The sequence below is a fragment of the Brevundimonas diminuta genome, assembly GCF_022654015.1.
Taxonomy (GTDB): Bacteria; Pseudomonadota; Alphaproteobacteria; order Caulobacterales; family Caulobacteraceae; genus Brevundimonas; species Brevundimonas diminuta_C.
Window position 1 is genome coordinate 1,379,722 of record NZ_CP073063.1, and the last position, 19,954, is coordinate 1,399,675.

General features: G+C 65.6%; 18 protein-coding genes and 2 tRNA genes. 11 read left to right on the plus strand and 9 right to left on the minus strand.

Annotation, left to right across the window (positions count from 1 at the left end; translation table 11 throughout):
* Positions 1–55: 55 nt before the first annotated feature.
* Positions 56–130, minus strand: a tRNA-Asn gene (locus KAK88_RS06775).
* A gap of 44 nt (positions 131–174) precedes the next feature.
* Here KAK88_RS06775 and KAK88_RS06780 point away from each other — a divergent pair.
* Positions 175–1,008, plus strand: coding sequence for a TrmH family RNA methyltransferase (locus KAK88_RS06780; RefSeq protein ID WP_242078388.1), 834 nt, complete (start codon positions 175–177; stop codon positions 1,006–1,008).
* A 48-nt stretch (positions 1,009–1,056) separates the two neighbouring features.
* On the opposite strand, the gene KAK88_RS06785 is transcribed toward KAK88_RS06780, so the two are convergent.
* Positions 1,057–1,130: transfer RNA gene (locus tag KAK88_RS06785), tRNA-Cys, on the minus strand.
* A gap of 134 nt (positions 1,131–1,264) precedes the next feature.
* Between KAK88_RS06785 and KAK88_RS06790 the strand changes: the two genes are divergently transcribed.
* The 5 genes from KAK88_RS06790 to KAK88_RS06810 all read left to right on the plus strand — a co-directional run bounded on the left by KAK88_RS06790 (position 1,265) and on the right by KAK88_RS06810 (position 7,906).
* Positions 1,265–1,894 (plus strand): protein-L-isoaspartate O-methyltransferase family protein, encoded by a 630-nt coding sequence (locus tag KAK88_RS06790; RefSeq protein WP_242078389.1) that lies wholly within the window; start codon positions 1,265–1,267, stop codon positions 1,892–1,894.
* 140 nt (positions 1,895–2,034) lie between these two features.
* Positions 2,035–3,570 (plus strand): TolC family outer membrane protein, encoded by a 1,536-nt coding sequence (locus KAK88_RS06795; protein WP_242078390.1) that lies wholly within the window; start codon positions 2,035–2,037, stop codon positions 3,568–3,570.
* A 130-nt stretch (positions 3,571–3,700) separates the two neighbouring features.
* A complete protein-coding gene (locus KAK88_RS06800; RefSeq protein ID WP_242078391.1) occupies positions 3,701–4,306 on the plus strand; it encodes a DUF2497 domain-containing protein in 606 nt (201 codons plus the stop codon).
* A gap of 120 nt (positions 4,307–4,426) precedes the next feature.
* Positions 4,427–7,153, plus strand: coding sequence for a valine--tRNA ligase (locus KAK88_RS06805; protein WP_242078392.1), 2,727 nt, complete (start codon positions 4,427–4,429; stop codon positions 7,151–7,153).
* Positions 7,154–7,174: 21 nt separating this feature from the next.
* Positions 7,175–7,906, plus strand: a complete 732-nt coding sequence (locus tag KAK88_RS06810; RefSeq protein ID WP_242078393.1) for a TlyA family RNA methyltransferase — start codon at positions 7,175–7,177, stop codon at positions 7,904–7,906.
* Between the two features lie 159 nt (positions 7,907–8,065).
* Here KAK88_RS06810 and KAK88_RS06815 read toward each other — a convergent pair whose 3' ends face one another.
* Entirely contained in the window at positions 8,066–8,728 is a 663-nt protein-coding gene (locus KAK88_RS06815) for a glycine zipper 2TM domain-containing protein (RefSeq protein WP_242078394.1), read from the minus strand.
* A 195-nt stretch (positions 8,729–8,923) separates the two neighbouring features.
* On the opposite strand from KAK88_RS06815, the gene KAK88_RS06820 reads away from it, so the two are divergent.
* Together KAK88_RS06820 and KAK88_RS06825 are read left to right on the plus strand one after the other, a co-directional pair.
* Entirely contained in the window at positions 8,924–10,168 is a 1,245-nt protein-coding gene (locus tag KAK88_RS06820; RefSeq protein WP_242078395.1) for a class I SAM-dependent RNA methyltransferase, read from the plus strand.
* A 2-nt stretch (positions 10,169–10,170) separates the two neighbouring features.
* Positions 10,171–10,566, plus strand: a complete 396-nt coding sequence (locus KAK88_RS06825) for a hypothetical protein (protein WP_242078396.1) — start codon at positions 10,171–10,173, stop codon at positions 10,564–10,566.
* Here KAK88_RS06825 and KAK88_RS06830 read toward each other — a convergent pair.
* The 3 genes from KAK88_RS06830 to KAK88_RS06840 form a co-directional block, all read right to left on the minus strand.
* Entirely contained in the window at positions 10,563–11,405 is an 843-nt protein-coding gene (locus KAK88_RS06830; RefSeq protein WP_242078397.1) for an alpha/beta hydrolase family protein, read from the minus strand. The two genes, KAK88_RS06825 and KAK88_RS06830, sit on opposite strands and share 4 nt — an antisense overlap.
* Positions 11,406–11,447: 42 nt before the next feature.
* Entirely contained in the window at positions 11,448–12,533 is a 1,086-nt protein-coding gene (locus tag KAK88_RS06835) for a PA0069 family radical SAM protein (protein ID WP_242078398.1), read from the minus strand.
* A gap of 62 nt (positions 12,534–12,595) precedes the next feature.
* Complete coding sequence (locus KAK88_RS06840) at positions 12,596–14,086, minus strand: serine hydrolase (protein ID WP_242078399.1); 1,491 nt, start codon at positions 14,084–14,086, stop codon at positions 12,596–12,598.
* Between the two features lie 275 nt (positions 14,087–14,361).
* Between KAK88_RS06840 and KAK88_RS06845 the strand changes: the two genes are divergently transcribed.
* Positions 14,362–14,853 (plus strand): phasin family protein, encoded by a 492-nt coding sequence (locus KAK88_RS06845; protein ID WP_242078400.1) that lies wholly within the window; start codon positions 14,362–14,364, stop codon positions 14,851–14,853.
* Positions 14,854–14,914: 61 nt separating this feature from the next.
* Here KAK88_RS06845 and KAK88_RS06850 read toward each other — a convergent pair whose 3' ends face one another.
* A complete protein-coding gene (locus KAK88_RS06850) occupies positions 14,915–15,388 on the minus strand; it encodes a nuclear transport factor 2 family protein (protein WP_242078401.1) in 474 nt (157 codons plus the stop codon).
* Between the two features lie 171 nt (positions 15,389–15,559).
* On the opposite strand from KAK88_RS06850, the gene clpS reads away from it, so the two are divergent.
* Together clpS and clpA are read left to right on the plus strand one after the other, a co-directional pair.
* Positions 15,560–15,889, plus strand: coding sequence for an ATP-dependent Clp protease adapter ClpS (gene clpS, locus KAK88_RS06855; RefSeq protein ID WP_017504641.1), 330 nt, complete (start codon positions 15,560–15,562; stop codon positions 15,887–15,889).
* A 13-nt stretch (positions 15,890–15,902) separates the two neighbouring features.
* A complete protein-coding gene (clpA, locus tag KAK88_RS06860) occupies positions 15,903–18,203 on the plus strand; it encodes an ATP-dependent Clp protease ATP-binding subunit ClpA (protein ID WP_242078402.1) in 2,301 nt (766 codons plus the stop codon).
* Positions 18,204–18,255: 52 nt separating this feature from the next.
* On the opposite strand, the gene KAK88_RS06865 is transcribed toward clpA, so the two are convergent.
* Complete coding sequence (locus KAK88_RS06865; protein WP_242078568.1) at positions 18,256–19,401, minus strand: GNAT family N-acetyltransferase; 1,146 nt, start codon at positions 19,399–19,401, stop codon at positions 18,256–18,258.
* Complete coding sequence (locus tag KAK88_RS06870; protein WP_161640218.1) at positions 19,398–19,856, minus strand: RidA family protein; 459 nt, start codon at positions 19,854–19,856, stop codon at positions 19,398–19,400. The genes KAK88_RS06865 and KAK88_RS06870 overlap by 4 nt, the downstream gene beginning before the upstream one ends.
* Positions 19,857–19,954 lie beyond the last annotated feature (98 nt).

The following is a 19,954-nucleotide window of genomic DNA, read 5'->3' on the forward strand; positions in this document are numbered from 1 at the left end:
TTGTCTGGAAGGTTTCTGACCTAACGCCTTGTCTGGCCTCAGTCTTTACCCCGAGTGGCTCCGCAGGTAGGATTCGAACCTACGACCAGCCGATTAACAGTCGGCTGCTCTACCACTGAGCTACTGCGGAACATCTGCTCGGGAGGCGGGCGTATAGCAGCGGCCGTTCCGATCTTGCAATGGGAAAACGAGCCAATCGAAACGATATTTATCGACGACCCCGACGACCCGCGTGTTGCGGCCTATCGCGATATCCGCGAACGCGATCTGACGGGGCGTCAGGGGTTGTTCATCGCGGAAGGGGAGGTGGTGGTGCGTGGACTGGCGTCGACGGCGTCGCGCTGCCGGCCCCTGTCGCTGCTGCTGGCGGAAAAGCGCGTTGCGGCTTTGTGCGATGTCATTACGTCTCTGCCGCCCGCGACGCCCGTCTATGTCGCAGGCCAGGCCGTGCTGGACCGGATTGCGGGTTTCGACCTGCACCGGGGAATTCTGGCCTTGGGCAAAAAGCCCGAGCCGCTGTCGTTGGACGATGTGCTGGCGGATATCGGGCCGCAGGACGTGGTCGTCGTGGCCAGCGGGATCGGCAACCACGACAATGTCGGCGGCCTGTTCAGGAACGCCGCCGCGTTTGGCGCCAGGGCGGTGCTGCTTGATCCGACCTGCTGCGACCTCTTCTACCGCAAGGCGATTCGCGTTTCGGTCGGCGCGGTGCTGCGTACGCCGTTTGTTGTCGCCGCCGCGACGGACATTATCGAAGCCCTGCAGCGGGCCGGCGTCGAGGTCTTGGCGCTGACGCCTTCGGCGACCGAGCGGCTTTCGGACTACAGGCGCGTCGGACCGGTCGCTCTGATGCTGGGGTCGGAAGGACCGGGGCTGCCCAGGGATTTGATCGACCGTTGCCGGCCGATCGGCATCGCAATGGCGGGCGGCTTCGATTCGCTGAATGTCGCGGCGACGAGTGCTGTTGCGCTTCATCATCTGACGACGACGGCGCTTGCTGGAAGCTGAAAACGCGAAGGCCGCCCCGAGGGGCGGCCTTCGTCCGTATCGTCGCGATGGAGGCCTGACCGGGAATCGAACCCGGGTGCAAGGATTTGCAGTCCTCTGCGTCACCACTCCGCCATCAGGCCGCTTTTTGTCCCCGATTTCTCGGGGGCGGTCATCGCGAGGGGCGTTCGCTATCAGATCGGATTGTCCGCTGCAACGCACGGACCTATAAGCGCGCGAGATTTCCTCCCGGATTATCGTTGAAGGCTGCCTACAGATGGATTTCACCGCAGAGCGCAAGGCCATGGTCGACTCGCAGGTGCGGGTGAACGACGTGACGGATCGCGCGATTCACCTGGCCATGATGGCTGTGCCGCGTGAAAAGTACTGCGCGCCCGACCGCGCCTTCGCCGCCTATTCCGAGGAAGCGGTGATGATCGCGGGCGAGCGCCGCCTGATGCCGGCGCGCGACGTCGCCAAGCTGCTGCAAGCGGCCGATGCGCGCGAGGGCGAGAAGGCCCTGGCCATCGCCGCGCCCTACGCCGCTGCCCTGCTGGCCCAAATGGGCGTCAGCGTCACGGCTCAGGAATCGGACGACGCCGTGTTCGCCGTGGTCGGCGAGGCCTTATCGGACGCGGGCGTGGCGACCGTCGTCGCGCCGCTGGCTCAGCCGACCGGCGAAGGATGGGACCTGATCATTTCCGAAGGCGGCGTCGAGAGCCTGCCCGAATCGTGGGGCGCGGCCCTGCGTCCCGGCGGCCGGATCGTCGTGGTCGAACGTCGCGGCGCCATCGGCAAGGCGGCCCTCTACGTTCAGACGCGCGAAGGCCTGTCGCGCCGCGAACTGTTCGATTCGTCGCCTGCGGTCCTTGCCGAGCTGAAGCCGACCCCCACTTTCGCGCTGTAAGATCAAAGAGACGCGCGGTTGCGACGGAAATCCCGTTCGCAACCGTGAAGAAAACTTAACTGGCGTGTGGTTCGGTCAGGCCGCAGTTACGCTTGAGAAAACATTCGGGCGTTCTTCGGAGCGTCACGCAAGGACGGACAATGTTGAAACGCTCGCGTGTGCTGGCTTCGGCCGCTGTGGTCGCCGTGATGACCGGTCTGGGCGCACCGGCCTGGGCTGAGACGCTGCAGGACGCCATCGCCCTGGCCTATCGGACCAATCCCAACCTGCTGGCCCAGCGCGCCAACCAGCGTGCGCTGGACGAGACGGTGGTTCAGGCGCGGTCGGGCCTGCGCCCGACCATCGGCGCTTCGGCAGGCGTGGACTACACCCGCAGCGACTTCCCCGCCGTGACCCAGTTCGTCGACACGAACGGCGACGGCATACCCGACACCCAGGTCACGACCTCGTCGTCCGAAACCGAAGGCGCCAATGTCGGCGTCAGCGTCAGCCAGAACGTCTGGACCGCCGGCCGCACCTCGCGCGCCATCGACCAGGCCCGCGCCAGCGTCCTGGCCGGCCGTGAGAACCTGCGTGAGATCGAGCAGTCGGTCATGCTGTCGGTGATCCAGGCCTATGTGAACGTCACCCGTGACATGGAAATCCTGCGTATCCGCCAGGAGAACCTGACGGTGCTGCAACGCCAGCTGGAGGAAACCAGCGCCCGTTTCGAGGTCGGTGAGATCACCCGCACCGACGTGGCCCAGGCCGAAGCCTCGCAGGCGCAGTCCGAAGCCGATCTGGCGAACGCCCAGGCCCAACTGTCCACGTCGCGCGCCGCCTATGCCGCCGTCGTCGGCCAATCGCCGTCCGATCTGGAAGCCGCGCCGGTTCTGCCGGAAGTGCCCAGCGACTTCGACGTCGCCATCGAGACGGCGTTGCAGCGCAATCCCGCTGTCCTGGCCGCGACCTATCAGTTGCAAAGCGCCGAGGCCGCCGTCGCGGCCGCCCGTTCGGAATATCTGCCGTCGGTGCGCGCCACCGCCTCCTATGGCGGTTCGACCAACGATCTGGGCGATCTGGGCGAACTGGCTGATCGCCGCAGCTTCACGGCCGGCGCCACCCTCTCCGTGCCGCTCTTCACCGGCGGTCTGAACCGCTCGCGCGTCGCCCAGGCTTTGGAGCGCGCCAACGCGGCCCAGATCGGCATCGAGGGCGAGCGCCGCACGGTGCTTCAGAACGTCAGCTCGGCCTACGCCCAGGTGCTGTCGACCCGCGCTACGGTCGCGGCCGGCACCGAAGCGGTTCGCGCTGCATCGGTCGCGGCCGAAGGCGTGCGCCAGGAAGCCCAAGTCGGCCTGCGCACCACGCTGGACGTGCTGAACCAGGAACTGGCGCTGCGCAACGCCCAGACGGCGGTCGCCAGCGCCCGCGCCGCTGAATATGTCGCCCGCGCCTCGCTGCTGGCCGCCATGGGCCAGCTGGAAGGCCCGGCGCTGAACCCGACGATCGAGGCCTATGATCCGGCTGCGAACTACGACCAGGTCAAGGGACGCGGCGGCCTGCCGTGGGACGGCGTGATCGAGACGCTGGACCGCGTGGCCTCGCCGCCGATCGTGACCACGCCTGACACCGCCGACGCGCCGATCGACGCTCAGCTCAAGGGCGAGGTCGTGCGCACGGCGCCGCAGAACTGACCGCGTCGAATACGGACGGAAACCGCCCGTTGATTCCGACGGGCGAAGATGCGACGACAAGGCACAGGTTTCGAGCGATCCGTCGTTCGGCGCCCACCCCTTCTACCCAGGCCTCGCCCAAGGTTGCGCCATGACCGATCAGTCCGCCCAGGAACCGACCATGGAAGAGATTCTGGCGTCGATTCGCCGGATCATCTCTGAAGACGAGGCCCCGGCCGAAACGCCGGCCGCCGCCATGCCGGAAGCCACGCCTGAGCCGGTTCCCGAGCCGCTGGCCGCCGAAACCATCTTCGCCGCCCCGGTCGAGCCGACGCCGGAACCCGCCGCCGTCGAAGACGACGTGCTGGAACTGACCGACCGCTATGAGGCGCCGGCCGAGACCATCGGCGATCTGGACGTGGTCGAACATTCGCCCGCGCCCTATCAGCCCGAGCCTGAACCCGCGCCGGCTTACGAATCGGCTCCCGAGCCGGCGCCTGCCTACGACACGCTGGTCGGCGACAGCGCCGCCGCCAGCGCCGCCTCGGCCTTTGCGGGCTTGGCCGCCAGCTTCAAGAAGCCTGAGCCGGCTCCGTCGGCCTCGGGCGACCTGCCCTTCGTCAGCGGCAACACCGTCGAGGCGATGGTCGCCGAGATGCTGCGCCCGCTGCTGAAGGACTGGCTGGACAACAATCTGCCCGGCATCGTTCAGGCGGCGGTACAAAAGGAAGTCGAACGCATCGCGCGCAGCGCCTAACCCTTCGCTTCAGCCCAGACTAATCCGAGGGGCGGCTCCTGAAGGGGCCGCCTTTCTGCATTTTCGATATGCTCATGTAGCGACGCGTATCGCGCGGAGCATTAGCAACAAAGAATGACGATGCTTGAGAAGACCTTCGAACCCCAGGCCGCCGAGCCCCGCCTTTACGCCCAGTGGGAAGAAAGCGGCCTGTTCGCGCCCAGCACCGACGGCGCCGCCGAGGCCTATTCGATCGTCATTCCGCCACCCAATGTGACCGGCAGCCTGCACATCGGCCATGCGCTGAACAACACGCTGCAGGACATCCTGGCCCGCTATCACCGGATGAAGGGCAAGGCGGTGCTGTGGCTGCCCGGCACGGACCACGCCGGCATTGCAACCCAGATGGTGGTCGAGCGTCAGCTGGCCGCCGCCGGCAATATCGGCCGTCGCGACATGGGTCGCGACGCCTTCATCGAGAAAATCTGGGAATGGAAGGCCGAAAGCGGCGGGACCATCGTGCGTCAGCTGCGCCGTCTCGGCGCATCGTGCGACTGGTCGCGTGAGCGGTTCACTCTGGACGAGGGGCTGAACGCCGCCGTCCGCAAGGTCTTCGTGCAATTGCACAAGGAAGGCCTGATCTATCGCGACAAGCGGTTGGTGAACTGGGACCCTCATTTCCAAACCGCCATCTCGGACCTGGAGGTCGAGCAGCGCGAGGTGGACGGCGCCTATTGGCACTTCGCCTATGCGCTGGCCGATGGCGTCACCTATGAGCATCCGGTCGCCTTCGACGAGGACGGCAAGGCGACGGAGTGGGAGACGCGCGACTTCATCGTCGTCGCCACGACCCGGCCCGAGACCATGCTGGGCGACACAGGTGTGGCGGTGCATCCGGATGACGAACGCTATGTCGGACTGGTCGGCAAGTTGGTGACCCTGCCGATCACCGGTCGTCGCATCCCCATCGTCGCCGACGACTACGCCGATCCGACCAAGGGCTCGGGCGCGGTGAAGATCACGCCGGCGCATGATTTCAACGACTTCGGCGTGGGCAAGCGGGCGGGCCTGCCGTCGCTGAATATCCTCGACGCTTTCGGACGCATCACCGACGTCGATACGCCCGACGTGCCCGCGGACTACGTCGGGCAAGACCGCTTCGCCGCGCGCAAGGCCATCGTCGCCCGCGCCGAGGAAGAGGGCTGGCTGCGCGAGATCGAGAAGACCAAACACGTCGTGCCGCACGGCGACCGCTCCGGCGTGGTCATCGAGCCGTGGCTGACGGACCAGTGGTACGTCGACGCCAAGGTTTTGGCCCAACCCGCGCTGAAGGCGGTGGAGCAGGGCGATACGGTGTTTGAGCCCAAGTCGTACGAGAAGATCTATTTCGAATGGCTGCGCAACATAGAGCCGTGGTGCATCTCGCGCCAGCTGTGGTGGGGGCACCGCATCCCGGCCTGGTACGGCCCGAACGGCGAAATCTATGTCGCCGAGACGGAAGAGGACGCCCGCGAACAGGCGATGGCGGACTATGATTCCGAGGTCGCCCTGACCCAGGACGAGGACGTTCTCGACACCTGGTTCTCCTCGGCTCTGTGGCCCTTCTCGACCATGGGTTGGCCCGAGAAGACCGAGGATCTTGAGCGGTTCTATCCGACCAGCGACCTGGTCACCGCGGCGGACATCATCTTCTTCTGGGTCGCCCGGATGATGATGATGGGCCAGCACTTCATGGGCGAAGTCCCGTTCAAGCGCGTCATCATCAATGGCCTCGTCCGAGACGAGAAGGGCCAGAAGATGAGCAAGTCCAAGGGGAACGTCATCGATCCGCTGGGCATCATCGACGAGCTGGGCGCTGATCCCTTGCGCTTCACCATGGCCATCCTGTCGGGCACGCGCGACATCAAACTGTCGAAACAGCGGATCGAGGGCTATCGCAACTTCGGCACCAAGCTGTGGAACGCCGCGCGCTTCAGCCAGATGAACGAGGCGCGCCGCGTCGAGGGCTTCGACCCCGCCACCGTCGACCAAACGATCAATCGCTGGATCCGAGGCGAGCTGACCAAGGCCGAACGCGCGGTGTCGCAAGCCATCGAAGGCGGACGCTTCGACGATGCGGCCGGCGCCCTGTATCGCTTCGTCTGGAACGTCTTTTGCGACTGGTATCTGGAACTGGCCAAGCCTGTCTTCCAAGGCGCCGATGAAGCCGCCAAGGCTGAGACGCGGGCGATGACCGCCTGGACGCTGGACCAGACGCTGAAGCTTCTGCATCCGGTCATGCCCTTCATCACCGAGGAACTGTGGGCCGAACTCGGCAAAGAAGGGCCGGCGCGCGACGGTCTGCTGATCGGCGCCGAATGGCCTGTGCTGCCGGACGCCTTCATCGACGCCTCGGCCGAGGCCGAAATCGGCTGGCTGGTCGATCTGGTCGGTGAAATCCGGGGCCTGCGCGCCGAAATGAACGTGCCGCCGTCGGCCAAGCCGCCGCTGGCCTTCGTCGCCCCCGATGCCGTGACCGCCGAACGCATCGCCCGCCACCGCGACCTGATCCTGACCCTGGGCCGTGTGTCCGAGGTCGGATCGGCGGACGCGGCCCCAACCGGCACCGTTACCTTCGTGTCCGGCGGTTCGACCGTCGCCCTGTCGCTGGCCGGCATCATCGACCTGACCGCCGAACGGGCGCGTCTGGAGAAGGAAATCGCCGCCTTCGACAGCGACATCGGCCATGTGAACAAGAAGCTGGGCAACCCCAACTTCGTGTCCCGCGCCGCGCCGGAAGTCGTTGACGAACAGCGCGCCAAGCTGGCCGAGGCCGAGGCGGGCAAGGTCAAGCTGCAGGCGGCGCTGGCGCGTCTGGCGTCGCTTTAACGCCCTGATGAAAGCAAGGCTGTGAAGACGCGGATTGATCAGCTTCTGGTCGCACGCGGCCTATTCGACAGCCGCTCGCAAGCGCGCGCCGCGATCGAGGCGGGGCTGGTTCTGGCCGACGGCGCGCTCGTGCGGAAGGCGTCCGAACAGTTCGCCGACGACATCGCGCTGGAGGCCCAACCCGCCCACCCGTGGGTCGGACGCGGCGCGCTGAAGCTGGACCACGCCCTGACCCTGTGGCCCGTCCTCGTCGAGGGCAGGGTGGCGCTGGACGTCGGCGCATCGACCGGCGGTTTTACCGAGGTTTTGTTGAACCGCGGCGCAGCCAAGGTGTTCGCCATCGATGTCGGCTTCGGCCAGATGCACGCACGGGTGTCGTCCGATCCCCGCGTGGTCAATCTGGAGCGCACCGATGCGCGCGACCTGACGCCAGATCTGATCCCGCAGCCGCCGTCGCTGGTCGTCTGCGACGCCAGTTTCATCAGCCTGATCAAGGTTCTCCCGGTTGCGCTCGACCTGGCGATGCCTGGCGCGGATCTGGTCACCCTGGTCAAGCCACAGTTCGAGGCCGATGGTCCGGGCGGCGGCAAAAAGGGCGTGATCAAGGATGCGGCGGCGCATGCAGCCGCTGTAGAGCGCGTGCGCGACTGGCTGGAAGCGCTGGGTTGGGCGGTTCAGGCGACGACCGAAAGCCCGATCACCGGCGGCGACGGCAATGTCGAGTTCCTGCTCTGGGGCAAGAAGCCGGGCTAAGGCCGTAACCCCAAAACGGGCTCAAACAGCTCAACGGCCGATAGCCCCAAACGGGCTCAAGTAGGCCAAAGGCCGATAGCCCGAAAACAAAGAGAAACCGCCGGAGGATTACTCCTCCGGCGGCTCCGTCACGTCGTCGATCGACAGGGGGGCTGAAAATTAATCGACGACGCGATAGCGGCCGTACTGGTCCGGGCAGGTGCGGACGTAGCGGGTGTCCGTACGACCATCGGGCAGACGGATCTGGCTTTCGGCCAGACGGCATCCGTCTGAATTCTGATAGGAATCGACCGGGCGCGAGCGGTCGTCGTAGTAGCCGCCACGGCTGTAGGCGTAGTCGTTGCGACGATCGTAGTCGTCGTAGCGATAGCCTTGGTCGCCGGTGTAGCGATCATCGTAATAGCCGTAGCTCGGTTGGCTGTAGCCCTGGGCGTAGTAGCCATTCGAGCCATAGCTGCTCTGATAGGTGCGGCAGGCGTCCGAGCTGGAACGACCGACCTGGGACCCGACGACAGCGCCGAGCACGCCGCCCAGGATGCTGCCTTCGGTGCGACGGCCGCGTGCGGCCAGTTGCGAGCCGATGACGGCTCCCGCGCCGCCGCCGATCACCGCGCCAGCGCCGGTGCGACCTTGGCGCTCACGCGCGCAAGGATCGTAATAGCGGCCGCTGTTGTAATCGTAAGAGCGGCTGTAGGCGCCGGTGCCGTAGTTCTGGCTGTAGCCGCTGCCGTAATAGTTCTGGGCCGACGCCGTGAGCGGGGCGGCCGTGACGCCGAACGCCAGGGCGGCGACGGCGGCGATCGATGTTTTCGTGAGACGCATTTTCCAACCCTCTGAGGACCGAACGATTTCCGTCAAACGTTAACGGCAAAGCCTCGTTTCTCGTTGCAATGGGATTTACGACGGCGAAGCTGAACGGCAATTGATCGGTTCGTTCATCTTCGTTCATGTTCAGCCGATACGCCGTTGCAGCCCTGTGGCTTGAGCGAAAGGGGACGCCCGGCTAGAAGCCCGCCGATGGAGATTTTCACCATCGACCGCGTCGGCGGCCAGGGCGACGGCGTCGCCCAGACGCCGTCCGGCCCGGTGTTCGCCGGCCTGACCTTGCCCGGCGAAACGGTGCGCGGCGTCGTCGTGGACGGGCGGCTGGAAGAGGTCGAAATCATCACGCCCAGCCCCGACCGGATCGCACCGGTCTCGCCCCAGTATGGCGACTGTGGCGGTTGCTCGCTCCAGCATTGGTCCGAGGGTCCGTATCTGGACTGGAAGCGGGAACAGGTGCGTCTGGCCTTGGCGCGCGAGCGGATCGAGACCGAGATCGAAGCGACGGTGGCGACCCCGCCAGCCAGCCGTCGCCGTCTGGCGCTTCACGCCCGGCGCACGCCGGATGGACGGGTCTTACTGGGTTTCAAGGCGCGCCGCTCCTGGCGGCTGGTCGAGGTGAAGGCCTGTCCTGTCGCCGATCCCCGAATCATGGCGGCCATTCCGGCGCTGATCCAGGTCGCGGCCGCCTTTTTCGAACATCCGAAATCGGCCCCGACCCTGCACGTCACCTGGACCCTGTCGGGGCTGGACGTTGATGTGACCGGGGTCGAACGCCGCTCGGGCGGCGGCCTGTCGGCCGACGCCCAGATGCAGGCGATTCAGGCGGCGCACCGGGCCGACCTGGCGCGCCTCAGCTTGGCGGGCGACACCCTGGTGATGGCGCGCCAACCCAAGGTGGGGTTCGGTCCTGCGACCGTGTCCCTGCCGGCGGGTGGATTTCTGCAGGCGGTCCCTCAGGCCGAGGCGGCGATGGTCTCTCGCGCGCTGGCCGCGGTGAAGGGTGCCAAGAAAATCGCCGATCTGTTCTGCGGCGCGGGAACCTTCACCTTTCCGTTGGCCACGGTCGCGCCGGTGATCGCAGCGGACGCATCCAAGCCGGGCATCAATGCGCTGAAGGCCGCCGTCGGTTCGGCCAAAGGGATGAAGGCCATCACGGCCGAGGCACGCGATCTGTTTCGTCGGCCGATGAATCCCTATGACTTGAAGGGATGCGACGCCATCGTGTTCGACCCGCCGCGGGCCGGCGCGATCGACCAGACGGCTCAGATCGCGGACACCAAGGCCGGCGTCGTCTTGGGCGTATCGTGCAATCCTCAGACCTTTGCGCGTGATGCGCGGGTGCTGATCGACGCCGGTTTCCGGCTGGAGACGGTGACGCCGGTGGATCAGTTCCTGTGGTCTTCGCACGTCGAACTGGTGGGGGTTTTCAAACGATGACCTTGGACGACACGAGCGAAGAAGACGGCGGCGGTTTCGACGCCGACGACTGGATGCGGCTGAAACCGTTCACGGGCGCCGTGGCGACGCTGGACGACGTTCAGGCCCGACGCGCCGTCTTCGCTTTGGGCGAGACCGACGATCCGCGTCCCATCGTCATGGACCTGCCCCAGCCGGTCATCTGGTGGGAAGAGGACGGCGAACAGGCGGCGGTGGTCGTCCAGGCCGAAAGCCATCTCGGCGCCGATGGCGAGGAGATGGAAGTCCTGGGTCTGATCCTGCCGGACGGCGAGGGCGCGGTGGCTCTGATGCAGGACGTCGATCTGGTCGATGACACAGACCCGACCTGGCGCGATCTGGTCACGCGCGCCATCGATCCTTCGGCGGCGGACGACTAATTTAGAGCTGCGCCGACGCGAGTGACGAAATCCGGCTGCGAGGGGATGTCGCCGTGGTCTGCTCTCGCGAACACAAGACGCTCGACGTTCACGCCTCTCGCCCGAAGATCATGAGCAAGTTTGCGGCTGAGTACGGGCGGCAGGGTCGTGTCGCGAGAGGCTTCCAGCACGACGACCTTGCCTGAATAGCCGTCCAGCGTCGCGGGCACATCCACAGTGGTTAGGGGCTCGGCCAACTGAACGCGGACGATCGGCCGCCACAGTCCCACCATTGAATCAACGGCGGCGCGGGCGGTCGGCGTGGTCGCCTCCAACACCAGGGCGTCGGCGCGGGTGACACGCGCGGCCTCGGCGCAGATCGGACCGCCCAGGGAATGCCCCCATGCGATCAGCCTGCGCCCTTCGGCGTCAGCCTGGGTGCGGGCGGTTGCCGCGATGACCTCGCCTGCATCCCTGTAGGTCGCGAAGCTGGCCTGCCCCGGCGTGTCGCCGGACCCCGGATAGTCGAACATCAGCACATCGCTGAACGGCGCGAGTTCGGTCGCAACCTGCGCGCCCGAAACACCACGCCGAAACAGATTGCCCCCGCAATACAAGATCAGCGGCGCGTCGGCGCGTCCCGTCCGCACGCGGGTTGCAGCGACAGCGCCTCCCGCAAAAGGTAATGACAGGATTTCAGCCCCAGGAATGGCAGGGCCGGGAGCCAAGATCAGCTTCTCCGCCTGAACCCGCGTGTCGGGATAGAAGAACTGCCCTTCAGGCACATTGACGGTTAGGCAGCCGGCCAGGATGGTGGACAGGCCAATGGCGGCAGCGGTCGCCGACAAACGTTTGATCATGACGTCCCCCAAGATTTGCGACGCTAAACCGAAGGCGGTTGATCAGGCAATCTTGTCGAGCGGCGGATCGAACAGGTCCATCTGAGGCCGGGCGTCTGCGGGCACGCGGAACTGGGTTTCGTCCAGCAAGCGATGCGGCGTGTCGAGGCCGTAGCGTTTGACGGCGGCCTTAAACCGCGTTCCGATCAGTTCGGCGACAGGGCCGGTTCCCTTCATCCGCTGGGACCAGTCGGCGTCATAATCCTTGCCGCCGCGCGTCTGGCGGATCAGCGACATGACGCGCGCGGCGCGATCCGGCCGGGCGTCGGCCAGCCATTCGCGAAACAGGTCCTTGATCTCAAGCGGCAGACGCAGGGTGACATACATAGCCCGCGTGGCCCCGGCCTTGGCGGCGGCCTCAAGGATGGATTCCAGTTCGTGGTCGTTCAGACCGGGAATGACGGGGGCGAACCCGACCCCGACCGGACAACCGGCGTCCGCCAGGCGGCTGATGGCCTCCAGCCGTTTGGCGGGGGTCGAGGCGCGGGGCTCCATCGCCCGCGCCAGACCACGATCCAGCGTGGTGATGGAAACGAAGGCCGAGGCCAGCCCCGCCTTGCCCATCGGGCCCAAAATGTCGGCGTCGCGCGCGATCAAAACCGACTTGGTGATGATGCTGAATGCGTGATTGAACCGCTGCATGACCTCCAGGATCGAGCGCGTCGACTTCAGATCACGTTCGACCGGCTGATAGGGGTCGGTGTTCCCGCCTATGTGGATGCGCTTGCATCGGTATCGGGGTGCGAGGAACGCCTGTTCCAGCAGACTTGCGGCCTGGGGCTTGAAGAAGATCCGGCTCTCGAAATCCAGACCCGGGGATAGGCCCATCCAGGCATGGGACGGACGGGCGTAACAGTAGATGCAGCCATGTTCGCAACCTTTGTACGGGTTGATGGAGCGGTCGAAGCCGATGTCCGGACTGTCGTTCCGGGCGATGATGGTGCGGGCGTGTTCAGGGGTGAGGGTGGTGCGCAGCGGCGCGGCCTCGGCGTCATCCTGCGTCCAGCCGTCATCGAACGACTGATGCTGCTCAGGCTCGTAGCGGCCGCTGGCATTCGAACGCGCGCCTCTTCCCTTGGCGGTTTCCATGGGAAGGACGATGCGATATCAAAAGGAACAAAGCAAGAACATTTGTTCTCGCCGCGTTGGCATCAGTCGGGGCCGATGACCATGCAGGTCACGCGACGCGCAGCCAGCGCCTCACAGGCGGACTTTGCGCCGGTTTCGGTCAGGCCGACGAAACGCGAGCGATACCAGTCGCCGGCGGTCTGGACGTTGCGTTCGGCGGTGGCGAACTGATCGCGGAAGCGGCGGTTGACCTCGGTCAGCCAGTCGGTCGCCACCTTCTCTTCGCGGAAGGCGCCGACCTGCACCGCCCAGCGACCTGCCGGCGTGCGAGGCGTGGCGCGGGCGGGTTCTCGCGTTGCAGATGACGCGGAACGACGGGGCGTGGTGGACGGCGCGACAGCGGCATTGGCCGGCGCGCCGTTCAGAGAGGCGGTGACATTGCGGGGCGCGCGCGGAGCGGCGGAGGCGGCCGGCGTCGAACCGATGGGCGGCAGCGTTGCGGCGGCCCGCTGGCTGGCTGCGCGCTCCGACGGCGCGGGGGCGACACGCGTCGGAAGAGCGGCGGGCGCCGGCGCGGCCGTATAGGCGACAGCGGTGGATTCCGCGCCGACGCCGTCCTCGTCGTCATTGACCGAAGCATAGGCGATCGGGGCGTCGGCGATCGCCGATCCCACACCGAAACCACGTTGCTCGAAGAAGGTCTGCGCGACCTGGATCCGCTCGCCTTGTGCGCGGCGGCGCTCGACCTCGAACCCGGTGTCCATCAGTTCGGCGACGTGGGCGTTGCGGCTGGCGGTCGAACGGCCGCCCAGGACGATGGTGATCAGGCGTCTTCCGTCGCGCACGGCCGAGGCGGCCAGGTTGTAGCCCGAGGCGTTGGTGTAGCCGGTTTTCATCCCGTCGTAGCCGCGCCCGGTCGGCAGAAGGCCGTTGGTGTTGCGATAGTTGCGGCCGTTGTAGGCCCAGTCGTGAAGGCCGAAGTAGCTGTAATACTGCGGAAAATCACGCATGATCGCGCGCGCCAAAATGGCCTGGTCGCGCGCGGACGTCACCTGACGTGCGTCCGGGAGGCCATTTGCGGTGTAGTAGCGGGTCTGGGTCATGCCCAGCTGCGCGGCCTTCTGCGTCATCATATTGGTGAAACGGGCTTCCGATCCGCCGATGTGCTCGCCGATGGCCAGGGCCATGTCGTTGGCGGACCGCACGGCGGTGGCGCGCATGGCGTTGTCCAGGGTGATGGTCTGACCGGCGGCCAGACCCAGCTTCGACGGCGGCTGGGACGCGGCGCGCGGCGAGATCGTCAGCACGTCGTTCACATTGGCCTTGCCCTGAGACAGCGCCTCGAACGTCAGATACAGCGTCATCATCTTGGTCAGCGACGCTGGATAGCGACGGCTGTCGGCGTTCCGCGCGAACAGAACCTCGCCCGTGGCGGCGTCGATCACGATGGCGGCGTAGCGGCTGTTCTCCTGGGCCGAGTAGGCGGTCTGGGCCTCGATCGGCCTGACGTTCGCGCCCAGAACCAGCGAAAGCGCGAGGAAGGCGAACAGGCCACGGCGGAGAAAAGCGATCATGGGCGGGACAACCCCTCGGTGAGCAGGGTGCGACAGGCCCCCCGGCCGTCACGAACAAACAGCTAGCATAGGAAGCGCGGGTTTCGTGGTGGTTAACCGCGCGTCAACGCAAATTTGACCGGCCGATCAAGGTTATCGTCGATAATATTGTGCATTGCACAAAATGCTTGAAAAACCTTCGCACTTGCAGCATATTGTGGGTCTGCGAGATCCTCTCGCGTCATTATTTCCGCCCTCAAGCCCGTCCCCAAGGGCCCTCTACCGGAGAGACGATCATGGCCGACGCCGCTGAAACCGTGAAGAAAACCGCCGACCAAGCCACCGCCGCTGCGACTTCGGCCACCGCCAAGATCAAGGCGCAAGCCGAAACGATGCAGGCCGCCGGCACGCAGGCCTTCCGTGAAGGCATCGACAAATCGACGGCCTCGATGGCCGAGCTGAACGCGCACAGCAAGAAGACCCTGGAAGCCATGGTCGAGTCGGTCACCGTCGCCCAGAAGGGCGCCGAGGCCCTGTCGCAACAGGCGCTGGGCTTCGCCAAGACCTCGTGGGAAGACGGCGTCGCCGCCTCCAAGGAGTTGTCGACCGCCCGTTCGGTGCAGGAGTTCTTCGAGCTCCAGACCGCCTGGGCCAAGAAGTCGATGGAACGCTATGTCGCCGAGCTGACCAAGACGAACGAGATCGTCACCGCCACGGTCAAGGACAGCATCAAGCCGATCAACGAGCGCGTCACCGCCTCGGTCGAAACCTTCCAGGCCGCTCGCTAAACCAGCGAACCGCCTGAAGAATCGAGAAGGCCCCGGAGTTCGCTCCGGGGCCTTTTTGCCGTCAGGGCAGGGCGGAATGGTCGTAGCTGAAGACCCGCGCCAGCTTCCACTCGGTCCCCTCCTGTTTCCACATCTGCGTGAAGCGGGCGCGACCGACGCGCCGTTCGGGGCCATCGCCCTGTCGCTCGTAAAAGACGTGCTCGCCCGTTTCGACTGCGCCGTAGTTGTTGATGGGATAGACGGCCAGACCGTTCTGCAGAGCCTCGCGCCGGGTCCGCCAGGCGTCGGGCGTTCTGCGGTCCTGACAGCGCGCGGCGTATTGCGCGACAAAGCCGTCGGCGTCAGTGGCCACCCGTCCGCCTCGGTCATCGAAAAACTCGAAATCATCGGTCAGCATGGCCCGAAGTCCGGCCGGATCGCAGCCTTCGAAGAAGACAGCGAACAGTTTGGCGTCGGCCGCCAAGACGGCGGTTTCCAGCGGCGTGGGCTGGGCGAAGGCGACGAGCGAAAGGGCGGCGACGAGGGCGGCGGGCATGGCGATCGGGGGCTATTCAACTGAGGCGCTCAACCTGAGCCGTTGACTGCCTTGGATCACGTGAAATCTTTGTCAGACGCCCTTCACGAAAGCCGTGACTGGACGCCGCTTCAATTCAGGCCATCATTCCCTATCTGAGAGCCAAGACGACTCCCCGATTACGGAACACGAATGCCCATTCAAAGGCCCGGTGAGACCGGCGGCGGTCAAGGAACCGCCGTTGTCACCGAAACAAAGCCGAAGCTGCAAAAGCCCTCGCTCTATCGAGTGCTGATTCTGAACGACGATTATTCGCCGATGGAATTCGTCGTCTATGTGCTGGAGCGGTTCTTCCAGAAGAGCCGGGAAGAGGCCACCCGCATCATGCTGCATGTGCATCAGCATGGCGTCGGCGTCTGCGGCGTCTTCACCTACGAGGTCGCCGAGACCAAGGTCGCGCAGGTCATCGAGACGGCGCGCCGACACCAGCACCCTCTGCAATGCACAATGGAAAAGGACTGAGAGGAGCCTCCCTATGCCTTCATTTTCCCGTCCTCTCGAAGAAACCCTGCACCGCGCGGTGGGATACGCCAATGCGCGCAGGCACGAGTATGCGACGCTTGAGCACCTGCTGCTCGCGCTGATCGACGATCCCGACGCGACCGGCGTCATGCAGGCCTGCAACGTCGATCTGTCGGCGTTGAAAGCGGCGCTGACCCTCTATGTCGACAACGATCTCGCCGCCCTGGCCACCAGTGACGGCGAGGACGCCAAGCCGACGGCCGGCTTCCAGCGCGTGATCCAGCGCGCGGTGATCCACGTCCAGTCGTCCGGCCGCGAGGAAGTGTCTGGCGCCAATGTGCTGGTCGCCATCTTCTCCGAGCGCGAGAGCCACGCCGCCTACTTCCTGCAAGAGCAGGACATGACGCGCTATGACGCGGTCAACTTCATCGCCCACGGCATCGCCAAGAAGGCGGGGGCCAACGAGGCGCGTCCGGCCAAGGGCGCTTCGCCCGAAGAGGCCGAGGATGCGTCCGCCGTCAAACAGGGCGGCGAGGCGCTGGAAGCCTATTGCGTCGACCTCAACGAGAAGTCGCGCCAGGGCAAGGTCGATCCCCTGATCGGTCGTCAGGCCGAGGTCGATCGCTCGATCCAGATCCTGTGCCGTCGGACCAAGAACAACCCGCTTCTGGTGGGCGATCCCGGCGTCGGCAAGACCGCTATCGCCGAAGGTCTGGCCCGCAAGATCGTCAACGGCGAGGTGCCCGACGTCCTGAAGGACGCCACCATCTATTCGCTCGATATGGGCGCGCTGCTGGCCGGCACCCGCTATCGCGGCGACTTCGAGGAACGCCTGAAGCAGGTGGTCAAGGAACTTGAGAACCACGACAACGCCGTGCTCTTCATCGACGAGATCCACACGGTGATCGGCGCGGGCGCGACCTCGGGCGGGGCGATGGATGCGTCGAACCTTCTGAAGCCGGCCTTGGCGTCAGGGACCCTGCGCTGCATGGGATCGACGACCTACAAGGAATATCGCCAGCACTTCGAGAAGGACCGCGCCCTGGTGCGTCGCTTCCAGAAGATCGACGTCAACGAGCCGACGGTCGAGGATACGGTGAAGATCCTGAAGGGTCTGAAGACCTACTACGAGCAGCACCACAAGGTCCGCTACACCGACAGCGCCGTGCGCACGGCGGTGGAGCTGTCTGCGCGCTACATGACCGACCGCAAACTGCCGGACAAGGCGATCGACGTGATCGACGAGGCCGGGGCGTCGCAGATGCTGCTGACCGAATCCAAGAGGAAGAAGGTCATCGGCCAGAAGGAGGTCGAGGCCGTCATCGCCAAGATGGCCCGCATCCCGGCCAAGTCGGTGTCCAAGTCTGACACGGAAAGCCTGCGCGAGCTGGAAACCGACCTGAAGCGCGCCGTCTTCGGTCAGGAACAGGCCATCGAACAGGTGTCAGCGGCCATGAAGCTGGCGCGGGCAGGTCTTCGTGATCCAAACAAGCCGATCGGCAGCTTCCTGTTCAGCGGCCCAACCGGCGTCGGCAAGACCGAGGTCGCCAAGCAACTCGCCGCCACCCTGGGCATCGAGATGCAGCGCTTCGACATGTCGGAGTATATGGAGCGTCACACGGTCAGCCGACTGATCGGGGCGCCTCCCGGCTATGTCGGGCACGACCAGGGCGGGCTTCTGACCGACGCCGTCGATCAGCATCCTCACGCCGTCGTGCTGCTGGACGAGATCGAGAAGGCTCACCCGGATGTCTACAACATCCTGCTGCAGGTGATGGACAACGGCATGCTGACCGACGCGGTCGGCAAGAAGGTTGATTTCAGGAACGTCATCCTGATCATGACGACCAACGCCGGGGCTGCCGACAACGCCCGCGCCTCCATCGGCTTTGGCCGGGGCAAGGTCGAGGGCGAAGACGACAAGGCCATTCAGCGCCTGTTCGCGCCGGAGTTCCGCAATCGCCTGGACGCCATCGTGGCCTTCAAGCCGTTGCAGGCCGACACGATCCGCTCGGTGGTGACCAAGTTCATCCTTCAGCTGGAAGCCCAGCTGGCGGACCGCAACATCACCATTGAACTGACCGACGAAGCCGCCGACTGGCTGGCCAAGAACGGCTTCGACGAACTGTATGGCGCGCGTCCGCTGGCGCGGGTCATCCAGGACTCGATCAAGAAGCCGCTGGCCGACGACATCCTGTTCGGCCGCCTGACGCGCGGCGGACACGTCAGGGTCCAACTGAAAGACGGCAAGATCGACTTCGACATCACGAGCGCCACCGCGCCCGCGAAGGCCGAGGAAGAAGAGACGGCCTGATCCTCGAAAGGGTGACAGTGAAAGGCCCGGCTGGCAGCAGCCGGGCCTTTTTCTATGCCTGCTTGTAGGGCGACAGTTCTTCGATCATCACCCGCATCTCCGCAGCGACGGCCGGGCGTTCGCCGTCCAGATAGCGGGCGACGGGATCGCGCAGGGCGGGGTCGGCGATAAAATGGGCGGAATAGACGGGGGAGGGCAGGTAGCCGCGCGCGATCTTGTGGTCGCCTTGGGCCCCGGCTTCAACGCGGGACAGGCCACGCGAAATGGCGAATTCGATAGCCTGATAATAGCAAAGCTCGAAATGCAGGAAGGGCACGTCTTCAAGCGTGCCCCACTGACGGCCGTACAGGGCGTCGCGGCCGATGAAGTTCAGAGCGCCGGCGATGGGCGTCGCGTCTCGAAATGCCATCACCAGGGCGATTCGGTCGGCCATGGTGGCGCCGATGCAACTGAAGAAGTCGCGCGTCAGATAGGGCCGGCCCCATTTGCGCGAGCCGGTGTCCATGTAGAAGGCGAAGAAGGCGTCCCAGTGGGCCTCGGTGATGTCGGCGCCGGTCAGGATGCGGATATCCAGATCGGCCTGGGCGTCGCGACGCTCGCGCTTGATGGTTTTGCGGCGATTGGCCGACAGGGCGGCCAGGAAGTCGTCGAAGGTCCGATAGCCGTCATTGCGCCAGATGAACTGGATGTCCTGGCGTGGCAGTAGGTCCGCCTCGGTCATGGCCGACCAATCGGCTTCGGTCGGGAAGTTGATGTGTAGGGACGAGACGCCCAGCCGTTCGGCCAGGGTCACCGCCCCGTGGATCAGGGCCTGACGCACCGTCGCGGCGTCGGTCTCGGGATGGTTCAGGAAGCGCGGGCCGGTCGCGGGCGTAAAGGGCACGGCGCCCAGCAGCTTGGGATAATACCGGCCGCCGGCCCGGTCATAGGCGTCGGCCCAGCTATGGTCGAAGACATATTCGCCTTGGCTGTTGCCCTTCAGATAGAGGGGCATGACGCCCAGCACCGCGTTGTCTTCACCCCTCAGGGCCAGGTGGCGTGGGGCCCAGCCCTGGCGCGGCGCGGCGCTGCCTGAGGCCTCGCACGCGAGCAGGAAATCATAGGAGACAAAGGGGTCGCCGGTGGGCAGCGCGCACGCGTCCCAGGCCTCTCGGCCGATGTCGGCGATCCCTTCGTGAACCGAGATCTGAAAGATCAGCGGATCTCCACGATCGCATCGATCTCGACGGCGAAGCCGAGCGGCAGCTTGTACACGCCGACGGCCGAGCGGGCGTGCTTGCCGGCGTCGCCGAAGACCTCGACCATCATGTCCGAGCAGCCGTTGATGACGGCGGGAATGGCGGTGAAGTCGGGGCCGGCCTGAACGAAACCGCCCAGTTTGACGATGCGGACCACCCGGTCCAGATCGCCATCGCAGGCGGCCTTGATTTGGGCGATCAGGTTCAGACCGCACAGACGCGCGGCTTCCAGCGCCTGCTCCGGCGTCACGTCGACGCCGACCGTGCCCTTGATGCCGCCGTTCGCGTCATTCGACAGCTGGCCCGAGATGGTGACCTGATGGCCCGAGCGGACATAGGAGACATAGCTGGCCACCGGCTTGGCGGGTTCCGGCAGGGTGAGGCCGAGTTCGGCGATGCGGGCTTCGATGCTCATGGGGGCTCCTGTTTATCTGGGCGCGGTTTAGCGCGGGGCAAGGGCGGCGTCACCCGTTCGGCGCGCTTTAAAGGTTCGCCAACCGCGCCGTGTCATGG

Coding starts and splice junctions, on each gene's coding strand:
- KAK88_RS06790 (WP_242078389.1), top strand. CDS start 1,265: ATGGATTTCACCGCAGAGCGCAAGGCCATGGTCGACTCGCAGGTGCGG.
- KAK88_RS06795 (WP_242078390.1), top strand. CDS start 2,035: ATGTTGAAACGCTCGCGTGTGCTGGCTTCGGCCGCTGTGGTCGCCGTG.
- KAK88_RS06800 (WP_242078391.1), top strand. CDS start 3,701: ATGACCGATCAGTCCGCCCAGGAACCGACCATGGAAGAGATTCTGGCG.
- KAK88_RS06805 (WP_242078392.1), top strand. CDS start 4,427: ATGCTTGAGAAGACCTTCGAACCCCAGGCCGCCGAGCCCCGCCTTTAC.
- KAK88_RS06815 (WP_242078394.1), bottom strand. CDS start 8,728: ATGCGTCTCACGAAAACATCGATCGCCGCCGTCGCCGCCCTGGCGTTC.
- KAK88_RS06820 (WP_242078395.1), top strand. CDS start 8,924: ATGGAGATTTTCACCATCGACCGCGTCGGCGGCCAGGGCGACGGCGTC.
- KAK88_RS06830 (WP_242078397.1), bottom strand. CDS start 11,405: ATGATCAAACGTTTGTCGGCGACCGCTGCCGCCATTGGCCTGTCCACC.
- KAK88_RS06835 (WP_242078398.1), bottom strand. CDS start 12,533: ATGGAAACCGCCAAGGGAAGAGGCGCGCGTTCGAATGCCAGCGGCCGC.
- KAK88_RS06840 (WP_242078399.1), bottom strand. CDS start 14,086: ATGATCGCTTTTCTCCGCCGTGGCCTGTTCGCCTTCCTCGCGCTTTCG.
- KAK88_RS06845 (WP_242078400.1), top strand. CDS start 14,362: ATGGCCGACGCCGCTGAAACCGTGAAGAAAACCGCCGACCAAGCCACC.
- KAK88_RS06850 (WP_242078401.1), bottom strand. CDS start 15,388: ATGCCCGCCGCCCTCGTCGCCGCCCTTTCGCTCGTCGCCTTCGCCCAG.
- clpS (WP_017504641.1), top strand. CDS start 15,560: ATGCCCATTCAAAGGCCCGGTGAGACCGGCGGCGGTCAAGGAACCGCC.
- clpA (WP_242078402.1), top strand. CDS start 15,903: ATGCCTTCATTTTCCCGTCCTCTCGAAGAAACCCTGCACCGCGCGGTG.
- KAK88_RS06870 (WP_161640218.1), bottom strand. CDS start 19,856: ATGAGCATCGAAGCCCGCATCGCCGAACTCGGCCTCACCCTGCCGGAA.